The organism is Streptomyces fulvoviolaceus (assembly GCF_000718165.1).
GTDB lineage: Bacteria > Actinomycetota > Actinomycetes > Streptomycetales > Streptomycetaceae > Streptomyces > Streptomyces fulvoviolaceus.
Genome location: NZ_JOEY01000024.1, coordinates 61905 through 76667 on the forward strand (window position 1 = coordinate 61905; position 14763 = coordinate 76667).

Sequence of the window (14763 nt, forward strand, 5' to 3'; positions counted from 1 at the left end):
TGTTCCTCTTTCAGTTCGCGGGCGGGGCCAGGACGAGCAGTGCCGTCCCCGCCTCCACCTGGTCGCCCGGTCTGGCCAGGATTTCCGTCACTACGCCGGCCATCGGCGCGTGCACCCTGGACTCCATCTTCATCGCCTCCAGGGCGAGGAGGGGTTGGCCCGCCGCCACTTCGTCGCCCGGCTCTACGTTCAACTGCCATACGGATGCTGCGAATTCGGCCTCGATCAGGCGACCGCCCGCGGGGACTTCGATATCCGTCGGGGGAGCGGCCGGCGCAGCGGCTGCTTCCGCTCGGGTGAACTCGCCCGCTGCCTCCCACGCGTCTCGCTCCGCGGCGAAGGCTTCCTGCTGCCGGGACCTGAACTCTGCGATCGACTCCGCGTTCTCGGACAGGAAGCTCTGGTACTCGGCCAGCGAGAACGTGCCCTCCTCGATCCGCGGTACGAAACGGCCGGAGGTGATGTCGGCCCGCAGCTCCAGGAGTTCGTCCGCGTCCACCGGGTACCACTTGATCCGGTCGAAGAAGCGCAGCAGCCAGGGCGAGCCCGGCTCGAACGCGCCGCGCTGCTGCCAGCCCGACCACACCTGCGTCGTACGGCCCACGAACTGGTAGCCGCCGGGGCCCTCCATGCCGTAGATGCACAGGTAGGCGCCGCCGATGCCCACCGAGTTCTCGGCCGTCCAGGTGCGTGCCGGGTTGTACTTCGTGGTCACCAGACGGTGGCGCGGGTCGAGGGGGGTGGCCACCGGCGCGCCCAAGTAGACGTCACCCAGGCCCAGTACGAGGTACTCCGCGTCGAAGACCGTGTCGTACACCTCCGCCACCGACTCCAGGCCGTTGACCCGGCGGATGAACTCGATGTTCCAGGGGCACCAGGGCGCGTCGTCGCGGACGCCCGCCATGTAGCGGGCGATCGCCTCGCGGGTGGCCGGGTCGTCCCAGGAGAGGGGGAGGTGGACCGTGCGGGAGGGGACGACCAGTTCGTCGCTCGGGGGGAGGGCCGCGGTGATCTCCCTTACGGCCGCGAGGAGTTCGTGCTGGGGGAGGCGGCTCGGGTCCGTCTGGATCTGGAGCGAGCGGATGCCGGGGGTGAGGTCGGTGATGCCGTCCAGGCCCTCCTCGGCCACTGCCTCCATCAGTGCGTGGACGCGCATGCGCAGGGCCAGGTCCAGCTGCATCGGGCCGAATTCGACCAGCAGGTTGTCGTCGCCGCTGCGGCGGTACGTCACGTCGCCGTCCCGGGCGAGGATGCCGCCGTCCACGATGACCGGGCGTGCCTCGCCCGAAACGTTCACCGGTACGAAGCGCACCGTGTCGCCCGGCCGCAGCTGGCCCAGTTTCCAGCGCTCGCTGCTCAGGACGGTCGCCGGGCACACGAACCCGCCGAGTGACGGGCCGTCCGGGCCGAGCAGCACCGGCATGTCGCCCGTGTAGTCGACGGCGCCGACGGAGTACGGGGTGTCGTGGATGTTGGACGGGTGCAGGCCCGCCTCGCCGCCGTCGGTGCGGGCCCAGCGCGGCTTCGGGCCGACCAGACGGACTCCGGTGCGCGCCGAGTTGAAGTGGACCTTCCAGTCGGCGGCGTAGAAGGCGCGGATGTCGTCCTCGGTGAAGAACTCCGGTGCGGCGTGCGGGCCTTCTACGGCGCCGATGTGCCAGGTCGAGTCGTAGGAAGGCCGGTCCTCGACAGGCGTGCCCTCGGCCGGAGCTCCCCCGTGCAGGACGTCCCCCGTGTGCAGCGTCCGTCCGCCGTGCCCGCCGAAGCGGCCCAGTGTGAAGGTGCTCGCGCTGCCCAGGAAGGCGGGTACGTCCAGGCCGCCGGCGACGAGAACGTATGTCCTGAGGCCGTGTTCAAGAGGCGCGCCGACTTCCAGTGCGGCGCCCGGGGGAACCGCCACCGGCTCCCACTGCGGGACCGGGACACCGTCCACCGCCACCGCGGCGGGCGCGCCCGTCACGCACACGGTGGTGGGGTGCGTGAACCTCAACGACGGTCCCTGCAGGGTGCATTCGAGGCCCGGAGCGCCCTCGGCGTTGCCCAGTGCGCGGTTGCCGAGCCGGAAGGAGAGGTCGTCCATCGGACCGCACGGCGGCACGCCGACCTGCCAGTAGCCGGTGCGGCCCGGCCAGTCCTGCACCGTGGTGAGTGTCCCGCCCGCGACGACCTCGATGCGCGGGGTCGGGTCGTGCACCTCGGTCAGGGTCGCCGTCGAGTGGCCCGCTGTGACGAAGCGGGGGTTCTTGAGTGCCGCCCGCACCAGGCCCAGGTTCGTCTCGATGCCGTCGACGCGGGTGCGGGCCAGCGCCTCGTCGAGGCGCCGTAGCGCGTGGGCGCGGTCGGAGCCGTACGCGATGACCTTCGCGAGCATCGGGTCGTACGACGTCGTCACTTCGGTGCCGGTCTCCACCCAGCCGTCGACGCGTACGCCGGGTGGGTACTCGACCCGGGTCAACAGGCCAGCGCTGGGGCGGTGTTCGCGGGACGGGTCCTCGGCGTACAGGCGGGCCTCGACGGCGTGGCCGCGCGGTGCGCCCGGGGCGCGGACGACGTGCTTCTCTCCTCGCGCCAGGCGGAGCATCCAGGCGACCAGGTCAACGCCGTATATCTCCTCGGTGACCGGATGTTCCACCTGGAGGCGGGTGTTGACCTCGAGGAAGTAGGCCTCCTCGCGGGCGGCGTCGTAGACGAACTCCACGGTTCCGGCGGAGCGGTAGTCGACCGAGGCGCACAAGTAGCGGGCGGACACAGCCAGTTGTTCGCGTACGTGGGCGGGCAGGCCCGGTGCCGGAGCCTCCTCCAGCACCTTCTGGTTGCGGCGCTGGAGGGAGCAGTCGCGGTCGCCGAAGGTGACCACCGTGCCGTCGCCGTCGCCGAAGACCTGCACCTCGACATGGCGGGCGTGCTCGACGAGCCGTTCCAGGAAGACGCCGGCGGAGGAGAAGGAGGCGGCGGCCACGCGCTGCACGCGCTCCCAGGCGTCGGTCAGTTCGTCGGCGGAGTGACATGCCGACATACCGATACCGCCGCCACCGCCGGTCGCCTTGAGCATGACGGGATAGCCGATGACACCTGCTTGTCCGAGGGCGTCGTCCAGGGACTCCAGCAGTCCCGTCCCCGGAGCCAGCGGCACCCCCGCCGCCTCCGCCGCCGCCCGTGCCGTGTGCTTGGCGCCGAACAGCTCCAGCTGCTCAGGCGTCGGGCCCACGAACACGACCCCGGCCTCCTCGCACCGGCGAGCGAACAAGGCGTCCTCGGACAGGAAGCCGTACCCGGGGTGAATCGCCCCGGCCCCCGTGTCCTTGGCCGCCCTGAGCACCAGATCGGCGTCGAGATACGACTCCTTCGCGGGCGCCGGGCCGAGCCGCACCGCCTGGTCGGCGAGCCGGACGTGGGGTGCCGAGCGGTCGGCGTCGGAGTACACCGCCACCGTCCGCAGGCCGAGTTCGCGGGCCGTACGGATGATGCGGACGGCGATCTCGCCCCGGTTGGCGACCAACACCGTGTCGAAGGTCATGCGCTCGTCCCGGTGATCGTCATCTCCACCGCCGTCGGCTCGAAGCCGTTGCACGGGTTGTTGATCTGGGGGCAGTTGGAGACGAGGACCAGGACGTCGCACTCGGCGCGGAGCGAGAGCTTCAGGCCCGGTGCCGAGAGGCCGTCGACAATGCCGAGCGTGCCGTCCTTCTCGACCGGGACGTTCATGTACCAGTTGATGTTGGAGACCAGGTCGCGCTTGCCGAGGCCGTGCCTGGCGCCCTCGGCGAGGAAGTTGTCCACGCACGCGTGCTGCGACCAGGTGTGGTGGCCGTAGCGGAGGGTGTTCGACTCCTTGGAGCAGGCACCGCCGACCGTGTCGTGGCGGCCCACCTCGTCGTCGGTCACGGTCATCAGCGGGGTGTGCTCGTTGGACAGGAGCACGCTGCCCGTGGTGAGGAAGATGCCGCCCTGCGCGTGGATCGTGTCGGGGGCGCTGTAGCGGACCGACGTGTCGTGGGCGTCGTACACGAGGAAGTCGACGGCCTGGTTGCCGTGCAGGTCGGTGATGGTGAGCGTCTCGCCGGTGCGTATCACGGACGACCAGGCCGCGCGGGCCGGAACCACGGTCTTCATACGAGCCCCCTCGCGGCAAGGAAATCGGCGGTGTTGAGGAAGGCCCGGCGGCCCTCGGGCGTGGCGTCCCACAGGCGGTCGCCCGGCTTGGTCGCCTCCGCGCGCCAGGCGAGCACCTCCAGCGGGGTGCTGACGTACTCGGGGCGGGGGTCGGCCGGGTGCGGCACGTTCGCGATCAGTACGGTCACGTCCTGCTCGGCGCGCAGCGTCACACTGCCGCCCGGGCCGGCCGAGCCGGTGAAGTCCAGGACGCCGTCCTCGCGGACCTCCACGCCCTGGAAGAAGGAGAGCGACGGCGGCAGGTCGCGGGGTTCGAGGCCGTTCTTCGCGGCCGCCAGCTTGAACAGCTCGCGGCCGGCGGGGGAGGGGCCCTGCGGGGTGCCGTCTCCGTACCGCCCGGTGTTGCGGACGAGGGTGGAGGTCCCGCACAAGGCGTCGTGCCGCCCGGAGGTGTCGGTGACGACACTCGCGAGCACCCGGCCCTGGTCGGAGAGCAGCAGCTGTCCCTCGCCGAGGTAGGCGTTCCACTGGACCTTCACCGTGTCGGCGACGTTGAGCCGCTCCCAGGGCCGGTCGGCCGCGTAGAGCAGCAGGTGGGCGCAGGCGTCGCCGCGCAGGTCGGTCAGGCGCAGCTCGGTGCCGCGGGCCAGCACCCGGTGCGTGTAGTTGCCGCCCGCCACGGTCTCCGCCCACACCAGGTGGCCCGCCTCGCAGGGCGGCGCGGGCCACTCCACCGCGGGGACGACGGGCATGGCCTCGGTGCGCGTGCCCTCCTGGGCGCGTGCGTGGGCACGGGCTCCGTAAGTGGTCTCTGTCGCCATCGAGGGACCTCCGGCTCCGGTGTCTGAAACTTCCGACCTGTATTTCTGTCGCTCGACAGAAATTAGGAGGCGGCAGGGTCGCGGGCATTGCCCGTGTGTTGCCGGTCGGTTACCGACCCCTCACGAAGATCGCCGCGCACCCCCGTGTGCGAGGATCGAACACATGGGGACGACAGGTGCAGAACCGGGCCGTCGGGTCGGCCGGCCGCGGGCCGCCAAGCGGCCGGACAGCGGGCTGGAGCCGCGTGAGGAACTCCTCGCCGCCGCCGCGGAGTTGTTCACCACGCTCGGCTACGCCGCCACCAGCACCCGTGCCGTCGCCGAGCGCGCCGGCATGCGGCAGGCGTCCATGTACCACTACGTCTCCGGCAAGGAGGAGCTGCTCGCCGAGCTCCTGGAGTCCACCGTCACGCCCTCCCTGGCGTACGCCCGTGAACTGCTCGCCGACGACACGGCCCCGGCCGAGGACCGGCTGTGGGAGCTGTGCCGCGCGGACGTCGAGGTGCTGTGCGGCGGAACGCACAACCTCGGCGGCCTCTATCTGCTGCCCGAGGTGCGCGCCGAGCGGTTCGCCGGCTTCCATGCCGTGCGCGCCGAACTCAAGGACGCCTACCGCCAGTTGCTCGCCGCCACGGCTGCGGGCGGGGCGCTCGCCAAGAGCGAGCTCGACCTGCGTACGGACCTGCTGTTCGGGCTGATCGAGGGTGTCATCCTCGTCCACCGCTCCGATCCCGAGCGGCCCGTCTCGGCGTTTGCGGAGGCCACCGCCGACGCCGCCCTGCGCACCGCCGGGGTCTGAGCAACCCGGTCTTCCCCGGTCTTCACCCGTCACGGTGAGTGGTTTTCGCATGCCCGTACGCCATCACGCACCGTGTGCGATCGGAACCTGAGCGTGTAAATGGGGCCGAGGGTACTCCTGTGCCGTGCCCGGTTTCAGGCGCTTGCTGAATATGACACAGCGATGATCCGGTCGGACTAAGCTCGCCCGCAGCGCACCGAGTTGAGATGTATTCGTGCGCTTGTTCCCAAAAAATACCGAAGATCCAGCCTGTTCCATGACATTCCCCCCAGCAAGCTCCCCGACACCCAGCCGATTCGTTTCAGAGGGCCTACATGGTGAGTCTTCAATCTCCCCCGGGACGCCGTGAACTGCCGTACGCGCGCGTGCTGTTGCTCCCCGCCATACTCATGGCCGCAGCGACCGGCGCCGCCGTCGCCGCGGTGACACAGCCGGCCCGGGTGGCCGTCGGCTGGTGCGGGGCGGTCGCCACCCTGCTGGTGATCGCGACGGCTGCCGAAGCGGTACGCCGTGGCCGCGCCCTGCGCGACCAGCGGACCGAGCAGGTCCGTTACACCGCGTATCTGGAACGGCGTATCGCCGAACACGACCACGAGATGGTCCGCCTCGCCAAGGAGATCGCGCCCGCCGCACTGCACCGGTTGCGGAGCGGAAATTCCCCCGGAGAGGTGATTCGCGACCTCGGCGACATGGACCCGGCCTGGAGCGAACTTCCCGAAGCCCAGGTGTCGTTGATCAAGACGGTGCTCAACATCGTCGACACCGAGGAAGTCATGCGCGACGCCGCGCAGCGCTCCTTCGTCAACATCGCCCGCCGCGTCCAGGCCATCGTCCACCAACAGGCCAACGAACTGCGGGAGATGGAGGAGGACCACGGTCGCAACCCCGAGGTCTTCGACGACCTCCTGCGCATCGACCACGGCACCGCGCTGATCGGCCGCCTCGCCGACTCCATCTCCGTCCTGGGCGGCGGCCGCCCCGGCCGCCAGTGGCCCGAGCCCGTCGCGCTGTACAGCGTGCTGCGCGGCGCCATGTCCCGGATCCTGGAGTACCGGCGCATCGACCTGGCCGCCATCGCCAAGGTCAACGTCAAGGGAACCGCCGTGGAGCCGGTCATCCACGCCGCGGCCGAACTCCTCGACAACGCCACCCGCTACTCGCCTCCGCAGAGCAAGGTGCACGTCACCGCCGTCGAGGTGCAGACCGGCGTCGCCATCGAGATCGAGGACGCCGGCGTCAGCCTCAGCGAGGAGGCCCGCGCCCGGGCCGAGGGCATGCTGGAGCGCGCCAAGGCGGGCGTCGACCTGCAGGACCTCGGTGAGTCGCCGCGCCTCGGCCTCGCCGTCGTGGGCCGGCTCTGTCAGACGTACAACATGCAGATCTCGCTGCGTGCCTCCGCGTACGGCGGGGTCCGCGCCGTCCTCGTGGTGCCCAGCGACATGCTCACCTCCGAGCCCGGCGTCGGACTGGCCCACGGCATCGGAGCCACCGCCGCGCCCAAGCCCACACTCGGCGCCCTCGAAGGGCCCAAGCGCACGGTCAAGAAGCGACGCCCCACCAGCCCCAAGATCACGGCCGCGCTCTCCCTGGAGGACGACGTTCCCGAGGTCACCGAGTGGACGGCGAACGGCCTGCCGCAGCGCCGCAGCCGGGTCAAGACCCCGCTCACCCAGCGGTACGCCGAGCAGGCGGCCATCGAACAGGCGGAACGGGAGGGCCGGCCGACCATCTGGTCGACCCCCAAGCCGGAGCCGGAGCCGGAGAAGGACCCCGAACCCGCACCGGGCAAGTGGGTCGCGGCGTTCATGAACGGACTCAAGCGCCCGGACCCGACCGCTTTCACCCAGCCGACCAATGAACCGGCCCATGTCGAGGCCGACGACGAGGGGGACCTCAAGTGATCCAGCAGCGAGGCAACTTCGACTGGATGCTCCAGGACCTCGCCAAGGGCGTACCCGGCATCGAGATGATCGTGGTGCTGTCCGCCGACGGCCTGCGCATCGCCCGCCACGGGGGCGACCCGGACGCCGCCGACCGCGTCGCCGCGGCCTGCGCGGGCCTGCAGAGCCTGGCCGGAGCCGTCGCCCAGGAGATCCCGGGCAGCGACGGCGGAATGAAGATGGTCCTCATCGAGATCAACGGCGGCTACTTCTACCTGATGGCCGCGGGCCCCAACGCCTATCTCGCCGTGCTCTCCGACATCATCGCCGAACCCGGCATGATGAGCGCCCGCATGAGCGACCTGGTCGTCCGGATCGGCGCGCACCTCACCAGCCCGCCGCGGCGCAACGGGCAGACCGTATGACTCCTCCGCAACGCCGGCGGCGATACCCCAGGGAAGAACCGGCCCCGCAACCCCCGCAGGAGGACCCGACCCCGCAGGACGGTGAGAAACCGCCGGAGGGCCAGAAACCGCCGGAGGGTCAGAAGAAGAACCCCGAGCGGCTGTACGTCATCGCCGGCCCCGACGGCGGCGAGCGCACCGACCTCGACCTGGTCACGTTAATCGTGGCGCGCGCCGACCCACCGCCCTCCGCCACGCCGGAGCAGGCGGCGCTGCTCCGGCTGTGCACCGCCCCCCTGTCCGTGGCCGAGCTGTCGGCCTATCTGAGCCTGCCGTTCAGCGTGGTGACCGTCCTGCTGACCGAGCTGATGACGGCCGAACTGGTGCAGCTGCGCGCCCCGGTCATCCGTCAGTCGCTGGCCGACCGTTCCCTCCTCGAAGCGGTGATGCATGGACTTCAAAAACTCTGACACCATCCCGGGCCCACGAAGCGCGGACCACCTCCCGCACAGCGCGCAGGCCGCGGTGAAGATCGTGATCGTGGGCGGCTTCGGGGTCGGCAAGACGACCATGGTCGGCTCGGTCAGCGAGATCAAACCGCTGACCACCGAGGAGACCATGACCCAGGCCGGCGTCGGGGTCGACGACAACTACGGCTCCGAGACCAAGACGGCCACCACCGTGGCGATGGACTTCGGCCGCATCAGCATCACCGAGCAACTCGTGCTGTATCTCTTCGGCACCCCCGGCCAGGAACGCTTCTGGTTCCTGTGGAACGGGCTGTTCGAGGGCGCGCTGGGAGCGGTCGTGCTGATCGACACCCGGCGCCTGGAGGTCAGCTTCGACGTCATGGGACGTCTGGAGGAGCGCGGCGTGCCGTTCGTGGTCGCCGTCAACACCTTCCCGGACGGGCCCCATTACGCCGTCGAGGAGCTGCGCACCGCGCTCGACCTGAGCGAGGACATCCCCATCATCGAGTGCGACGCCCGCCGCCGCGCCTCCAGCCGGGACGTCCTGATGACCCTGATGCGCTTCCTGCACTCGCTCGCCATGTCGGGCGCGCTGCGCTGAGCACCGTATCCGCAACCGTTCATCAACAAGACACAGACACCGGATCCACTTCGGAGCGACCACTGTGACGCCTGAATCCCACTCCCTGACCGGTACGGACCCCACCGCCGGCCCGCCGCCCGGCTGCCCCGCGCACGGCCGCGGCCCCGGGGGACTGCACCGGCTCTACGGTCCCGACGCGGAGGACCTGAGTTCCCTCTACGACCGGCTGCGCGACGAACACGGCCCGGTGGCGCCCGTGCTGCTGCACGACGACGTGCCGATGTGGGTGGTGCTCGGCCACACCGAGAACCTGCACATGCTGCGCACGCCCTCGCAGTTCTGCCGGGACAGCCGCATCTGGACCCCTCTGAACGAGGGCATGGTCAAGCCCGACCACCCGCTCATGCCGCACATCGCCTGGGAGCCCATCTGCTCCTACGCCGAGGGCGACGAACACCTGCGGCTGCGCGGCGCGGTCACCGGCGCCATGTCGACCATCGACCACCGCGGCATCCGCCGCCACATCAACCGCTACACCCAGCGCCTGGTCAACCAGTTCTGCGAGGAGGGCTCGGCCGACCTCGTCAGCCAGTTCGCCGAGCACCTCCCGATGGCCGTGATGTGCGAGATCCTCGGCATGCCCGAGGAGTACAACGACCGGATCGTGCAGGCCACTCGCGACATGCTGCACGGCACGGAGACGGCCATCGCCAGCCACGGCTACGTCATGGGTGCCCTGCAGCGGCTCACCGAGCGCCGCCGCAAGCAGCCCGCCGAGGACTTCACCAGCCAGCTCATGGCCCACCCGGCCCGGCTGACCGATGACGAGGTCACCAAGCACATCTGGGTCGTCCTCATGGCGGCCTACGAGGCGACGGCCACCCTCATCGCCAACGTGCTGCGCATGGTCCTCACCGACCCCCGCTTCCGCGCCCAGCTCAGCGGCGGTCAGATGACGGTGCCGGAGGCGGTCGAGCAGTCCCTGTGGGACGAGCCGCCGTTCAGCACGGTGTTCGCCTACTACGCCAAGCAGGACACGGAGTTGGGCGGCCAGCGCGTCCGCAAGGGCGACGGGCTGCTCTTCGCGCCGGCCCCGGGCAATGTCGACCCGCGGGTGCGCCCCGACCTGTCGGCCAACATGATGGGCAACCGCTCGCACCTCGCCTTCGGCGGCGGGCCGCACGAGTGCCCCGGCCAGGACATCGCCCGTGCCATCGCCGACTCCGGCGTGGACGCCCTGCTGATGCGGCTCCCGGACGTCGAACTCGACTGTGCCGAGGAGGAGTTGTCCTGGACCGAGTCCATCGCCTCCCGCCACCTGGTGGAGTTGCCGGTCAAGTTCCTGCGGAAGCCCCCGCAGGACGTGATGCAGAAGCCGGGCCACGCCGCGGTTCCGCAGCCGCGGCCCGCCTGGCAGGTCGGCACCGCCCCGCCGCAGGCGCAGCCGCAGCCGACGCCCGAGGTTCCGGTGGCACCCCAGCAGGTGACGACCGCCCCGCCGCAGACCGAGGCAGCGCCCGAACCGGTCCGCCCGATGGGTGCCTGGCGGCGCTTCCTGCGCTGGTGGCGCGGCTACTGACCGGCCCACTCCGGGTACGAGGACCACGCCTGAAGCGTCCTCGGACTCCGGAACCGGTGCTCCACCCCCGTGACCGGATCGGTGAACTCCAGCGCCCGCGCCAGCAGTTGGAGCGGACGCCGGAAGTCGCCGGCCGGCACGGGGCCGGTCACCACCGGATAGAGCGGATCGCCGAGGATCGGCACACCCATAGTGTTCAGGTGGACCCGCAGCTGATGGGTCTGGCCGGTGGCGGGCAGCAGCCGGTACCGGCCCAACCCGTCGCGGTGGTCGGCCAGTTCGACGCGGCTGACGGCGTTCGGCTCGCCCTCGACCTCGTACGCGGCCAGCACCCCCCGCTCCTTCACGATCCGGCTGCGCACCGTCCGGGGCAGGGCGAGCCGCGGATCGTACGGCGCGACCGCCTCGTACTCCTTGCGCACCAGCCGGTCACGGAACAGCGCCTGGTACGCGCCGCGATCCTCGGGCCGTACGGTGAACAGCACGAGCCCGGCGGTGAGTCGGTCCAGTCGGTGCGCGGCACCGAGCGCGGGGATGCCGAGCTCCCGACGCAGCCGCGCGAGCACGGTCTCGGTGACATGGCTGCCGCGCGGGGTGGTGGCCAGGAAGTGCGGCTTGTCGGCGACGACGAGGTGCTCGTCGCGGTACACGATGTCGATCGGGAACGGCACGCTGATCTCTTCGGGCACATCGCGGTGGAACCACACGAACATGCCGGGGACGTACGGCGCGTCCGGGGCGACCGAGTGTCCGTCCGCGCCGACGATCAGCCCTGCGGCGAGCATCCCGTCGACGACCCCCTCGCCGGCTCCGGAGAGCCGCTCGACGAGGTACTCGCGCACCGTGGCCCAGTGCCCCTCGCCCGGCAGCCGCACCCGCACGGGGTCGATCCCGTCGCGCTGCGGCAGCGGAGAGGGCGGGGGCGGGGTACGGCGTCTCATCACGATCAAGGGTAAATCCCCTTGGGCCGACCTCCGCATGGTTGGCAGGATGCGGATCATGCCCTACCTCACCAGCCCCGTCCTGCCCGCCGGAACCCTCGCCCGTATCCCGCAGCCCGTACTCCCCACCGGCGACGGACTCGTCCTGCGCCCGTGGCGGGCCGAGGACGCGCCCGCCGTCCACGCCGCCTTCCAGGACCCGCTGATGCATCAGTGGCACATGAGGACCTCCGACTCCGTGACGGAGGTGGCCGGCTGGATCGAGGCGTGGGCGAAGGAGTGGGAGGGGGAGCAGACCGCCCAGTGGGCCGTCGCCGACGCGGACACCGACCGGCTGCTGGGCCGGGTGGCGCTGCGCGAGATCGTGTTCCGCGACGGCATCGCCGAGGTCGCGTACTGGACGACGGCGGCGGCCCGCGGCAGGGGCGTCGCCGCCCGCGCCACGACCGCGCTGGTCCACTGGGCGTTCGAGGAGATCGGCTTCCACCGGCTGGAATTGATGCACGCCACCGCCAATCAGGCCTCCTGCCGGGTCGCCATCAAGGCGGGCTTCGTGGAGGAGGGCACTCGGCGCAGTGCCCTCCTCCATCCGGACGGCTGGCACGACATGCACCTGCATGCGCGGGTGCGGGGCGACTAAGGGGGTGCCGCGATGTGTCGTCTGTCGGCTGCTGCGTCGTTGTGGCTGGTCGCGCCCACGCGGCGGAGCCGCATATCGACACAGCCCCGCGCCCCTTTAGGGCGCTTCCGCTGACGTACGCCTGTAATACGCCCGCCAGCCCACACCAGCGGCCACCGTCGCGCCGAGGAACAGCACCGTGAACCACTGGAAGTACCAGTGCCCGCCCGCCGGGTCGTACACCTCCGCGCGCGGCCAGGCCAGGTTGACCGTCATCACGAGGCCGTAGAGCAGGGCGAGGGCGTTGACCGGGATGCCCCAGCGGCCGAGGGAGAAGAGGCGGGCGCCCGTCTCGTCGGTGCCCTCGGAGGTGAAGTCGCCGCGCAGGCGGCGGACCAGGAGCGGGCCGGTGACCATCGCGTACGCCAGGTACAGCATCACGATGCACGTGGTGCCGATGGCCAGGAACGCCTCTGGGGAGGCGAAGTTGAGCAGCAGCAGGGCCGCCGCGAGGATGCCGACGACCAGGGCGGGGGCGTTCGGCATGCCGGTGCGCGGGTTCACGCGTGCGAGGCGGCCGGAGAAGGGGAGCTGGCCGTCGCGGGCCATGGAGAACAGCATCCGGCAGGCCGCGGTCTGGATCGCCAGCGTCGCGACGGCGATCGCCACCACGACGTCGGCCAGCAGGACCTTGCCGACCCCGTCGCCGAGGCTGCTGGTGAGGACGTAGCTCAGGCCGTCGACGGCCAGGTGCCCGTCGGTGAGGCTGGGCGCGGCGAGCAGGCCGCCCAGCACGATCAGCCCGCCGAGCAGGCCGGCCGCGCCGAGCGCGGTGAGGATCGTGCGGGGCGCGGTGCGCCGGGGGTCGCGCGTCTCCTCGCTCATCTCGCCCGCGCTGTCGAAGCCGATCATCACGTACGCTGCCGTGAACGAGCCCACCAGCAGGGCCCCGAACAGGCCGGACTGGGCGGCCCCTTCGGTGTGGAAGGTGATGCTCGGCGTGCGCTCGGAGTGCGTCAGCAGCAGGACGACGATCAGGACCGCGCCGATGATCTCGGCGGTGACGCCGACGCGGTTGATCACGGACATCACACGGTTGTCCAGGATGTTCACCAGCGTGGTCAGGACCAGCAGGATCACACCGAGGACGGCCGCGTTGGCCGCGCCGTCCGCCGAGGTGGGGGCCGGGTCGGTGCCGATCAGCTGGAAGCCCGGCCAGATCGCGGGCAGCACCATCTGCAGCGCGAGTGCCGCGGCCGCGACCACCACGATCTGGCCGATCACCATGATCCAGCCGGCGAACCAGCCGAAGGTGAGGTTCGAAAGGCGCGACGACCACTGGTAGATGGCGCCCGAGATCGGATAGCGGGCGGCCAGCTCGGCGAAGCAGGCGGCCACCAGGAGCTGCCCGACCAGTACCGCCGGCCAGGCCCAGAAGAAGACGGGGCCGCCGAACGCGTACCCGAAGGCGAAGAACTGGAAGACGGTGGTCAGGACCGAGATGAAGGAGAACCCGGCCGCGAACGAGGCGTACCGGCCCAGGCTGCGGTGCAGTTCCTGGCGGTAGCCGAACTCGGCGAGGGAGCCGTCGTCGGGGGAGTGCGGAGGATCGGGGCGTACGTCGGAGGGGGTGGTTGTCGTCACGGCGGCACCTGCCTTCGGCGCGAATTCCTGTCGGGTGACAGAAATTAGGGAGGGGCTGTTTCGTGTGCGTGACGCGGCCATGTCCACCTAGGTCCCAAGTCCTCACGCCCTTGCGGTCGCAGCTAAAACGCGATACATCGTGTGTATTGACGCCCGGCGGTGACTCGCGATATGTTCGGCCACGGATATTCGGATGCGAGGTGAACCGTCATGGCGACGAAGCGCCGCAAGCTCAGCAATCCGCTCGCCCTCGCCGTGCTGTCGACCCTCTGGCAGAAGCCGATGCATCCGTACGAGATCGCCCAGACCCTGCGCCGCCAGGGCAAGGACGCCAGCACGAAGATCAACTACGGCTCGCTCTACACGGTGGTGCAGAACCTCGAGAAGCACGGCTTCGTCGAGGTCACGGACGTGGAGCGGCAGGGCAACCGGCCCGAGCGGACCGTCTACGGCATCACTGCGGCCGGGCGACAGGAGACGACCGAGTGGATGTCGGACCTGATCGCCTTTCCGGCCAAGGAGTTCCCGATCTTCGAGACCGCGCTCTCGCTGCTCGGCGTGCTGCACCCCGACGAGGTGGTGCCGCTGCTGGAGGAACGGCTCGATGCCCTGGAGGTCCAGGTGGCGAGCGGCCGAGGTGCGCTGGAGAAGCTGTACGAGACGCTGCCCCGGCTCTTCCTCGTGGAGAACGAGTACCAGCTCCACATGGTCGAGGCGGAGGCGGAGTGGGTCCGCGGTTTCCTCGACGAGATCAGAAAAGGCACGATGCCCGGCATCGAGGAGTGGAAGGCGTTCCACGAGCCGTGACCTGACCAAGAACAGGCCCCGGCACGGCTGTTGCAGCAGCCCGCCGGGGCCTCGAACCCCGAACTGAATCCGCCGTGAGGCAGCTCCAGGCGATCGAGGTGCG

13 protein-coding genes are annotated in these 14763 nt (G+C 70.5%); 8 read left to right on the forward strand and 5 right to left on the reverse strand.

The window, feature by feature from the left end; translation table 11 throughout:
• Positions 1–10 precede the first annotated feature (10 nt).
• The 3 genes from IG08_RS0125210 to IG08_RS0125220 are packed head-to-tail and all read right to left on the reverse strand — an operon-like array spanning position 11 to position 4934.
• Positions 11–3517: a 5-oxoprolinase/urea amidolyase family protein gene (locus IG08_RS0125210; protein WP_030606527.1), complete on the reverse strand. Its 3507-nt coding sequence runs from the start codon at positions 3515–3517 to the stop codon at positions 11–13.
• On the reverse strand, positions 3514–4113 hold the full coding sequence (locus IG08_RS0125215) for an urea amidolyase associated protein UAAP2 (RefSeq protein ID WP_030606530.1): 600 nt from the start codon (positions 4111–4113) through the stop codon (positions 3514–3516). Before IG08_RS0125215 ends, IG08_RS0125210 begins: the two co-directional genes overlap by 4 nt.
• Positions 4110–4934, reverse strand: coding sequence for an urea amidolyase associated protein UAAP1 (locus IG08_RS0125220; protein WP_030606534.1), 825 nt, complete (start codon positions 4932–4934; stop codon positions 4110–4112). The genes IG08_RS0125215 and IG08_RS0125220 overlap by 4 nt, the downstream gene beginning before the upstream one ends.
• Positions 4935–5097: 163 nt before the next feature.
• Here IG08_RS0125220 and IG08_RS0125225 point away from each other — a divergent pair, with 163 nt between their 5' ends.
• From IG08_RS0125225 to IG08_RS0125250, 6 genes are all read left to right on the forward strand, one after another.
• Positions 5098–5733 carry a TetR/AcrR family transcriptional regulator gene (locus tag IG08_RS0125225; RefSeq protein ID WP_030606536.1) on the forward strand — a complete coding sequence of 212 codons (636 nt, stop codon included), beginning with the start codon at positions 5098–5100 and terminating at the stop codon, positions 5731–5733.
• Between the two features lie 314 nt (positions 5734–6047).
• Positions 6048–7634 carry a sensor histidine kinase gene (locus IG08_RS0125230; protein WP_199820905.1) on the forward strand — a complete coding sequence of 529 codons (1587 nt, stop codon included), beginning with the start codon at positions 6048–6050 and terminating at the stop codon, positions 7632–7634.
• Entirely contained in the window at positions 7631–8038 is a 408-nt protein-coding gene (locus IG08_RS0125235; protein WP_030606542.1) for a roadblock/LC7 domain-containing protein, read from the forward strand. The genes IG08_RS0125230 and IG08_RS0125235 overlap by 4 nt, the downstream gene beginning before the upstream one ends.
• Complete coding sequence (locus IG08_RS0125240; protein ID WP_030606544.1) at positions 8035–8487, forward strand: DUF742 domain-containing protein; 453 nt, start codon at positions 8035–8037, stop codon at positions 8485–8487. The genes IG08_RS0125235 and IG08_RS0125240 overlap by 4 nt, the downstream gene beginning before the upstream one ends.
• The gene (locus tag IG08_RS0125245; RefSeq protein ID WP_030606546.1) at positions 8468–9088 is read left to right on the forward strand and encodes a GTP-binding protein; all 621 of its coding nucleotides are present in this window, start codon (positions 8468–8470) and stop codon (positions 9086–9088) included. The genes IG08_RS0125240 and IG08_RS0125245 overlap by 20 nt, the downstream gene beginning before the upstream one ends.
• 64 nt (positions 9089–9152) lie before the next feature.
• Positions 9153–10649 (forward strand): cytochrome P450, encoded by a 1497-nt coding sequence (locus IG08_RS0125250; protein ID WP_030606548.1) that lies wholly within the window; start codon positions 9153–9155, stop codon positions 10647–10649.
• Here IG08_RS0125250 and IG08_RS0125255 read toward each other — a convergent pair.
• Positions 10643–11590: an RluA family pseudouridine synthase gene (locus tag IG08_RS0125255; RefSeq protein ID WP_030606550.1), complete on the reverse strand. Its 948-nt coding sequence runs from the start codon at positions 11588–11590 to the stop codon at positions 10643–10645. The genes IG08_RS0125250 and IG08_RS0125255 overlap by 7 nt on opposite strands.
• 58 nt (positions 11591–11648) lie before the next feature.
• Here IG08_RS0125255 and IG08_RS0125260 point away from each other — a divergent pair, with 58 nt between their 5' ends.
• On the forward strand, positions 11649–12230 hold the full coding sequence (locus IG08_RS0125260; RefSeq protein WP_030606552.1) for a GNAT family N-acetyltransferase: 582 nt from the start codon (positions 11649–11651) through the stop codon (positions 12228–12230).
• 96 nt (positions 12231–12326) lie between these two features.
• Here the strand turns inward: IG08_RS0125260 and IG08_RS0125265 are convergent, their stop codons facing one another.
• Positions 12327–13853 (reverse strand): amino acid permease, encoded by a 1527-nt coding sequence (locus IG08_RS0125265; protein ID WP_030606554.1) that lies wholly within the window; start codon positions 13851–13853, stop codon positions 12327–12329.
• A gap of 210 nt (positions 13854–14063) precedes the next feature.
• Here IG08_RS0125265 and IG08_RS0125270 point away from each other — a divergent pair, with 210 nt between their 5' ends.
• The gene (locus tag IG08_RS0125270; protein WP_030606556.1) at positions 14064–14660 is read left to right on the forward strand and encodes a PadR family transcriptional regulator; all 597 of its coding nucleotides are present in this window, start codon (positions 14064–14066) and stop codon (positions 14658–14660) included.
• Positions 14661–14763: the final 103 nt, after the last annotated feature.

Coding starts and splice junctions, on each gene's coding strand:
- IG08_RS0125210 (WP_030606527.1), bottom strand. CDS start 3,517: ATGACCTTCGACACGGTGTTGGTCGCCAACCGGGGCGAGATCGCCGTC.
- IG08_RS0125215 (WP_030606530.1), bottom strand. CDS start 4,113: ATGAAGACCGTGGTTCCGGCCCGCGCGGCCTGGTCGTCCGTGATACGC.
- IG08_RS0125220 (WP_030606534.1), bottom strand. CDS start 4,934: ATGGCGACAGAGACCACTTACGGAGCCCGTGCCCACGCACGCGCCCAG.
- IG08_RS0125225 (WP_030606536.1), top strand. CDS start 5,098: ATGGGGACGACAGGTGCAGAACCGGGCCGTCGGGTCGGCCGGCCGCGG.
- IG08_RS0125230 (WP_199820905.1), top strand. CDS start 6,048: ATGGTGAGTCTTCAATCTCCCCCGGGACGCCGTGAACTGCCGTACGCG.
- IG08_RS0125240 (WP_030606544.1), top strand. CDS start 8,035: ATGACTCCTCCGCAACGCCGGCGGCGATACCCCAGGGAAGAACCGGCC.
- IG08_RS0125245 (WP_030606546.1), top strand. CDS start 8,468: ATGGACTTCAAAAACTCTGACACCATCCCGGGCCCACGAAGCGCGGAC.
- IG08_RS0125255 (WP_030606550.1), bottom strand. CDS start 11,590: ATGAGACGCCGTACCCCGCCCCCGCCCTCTCCGCTGCCGCAGCGCGAC.
- IG08_RS0125260 (WP_030606552.1), top strand. CDS start 11,649: ATGCCCTACCTCACCAGCCCCGTCCTGCCCGCCGGAACCCTCGCCCGT.
- IG08_RS0125270 (WP_030606556.1), top strand. CDS start 14,064: ATGGCGACGAAGCGCCGCAAGCTCAGCAATCCGCTCGCCCTCGCCGTG.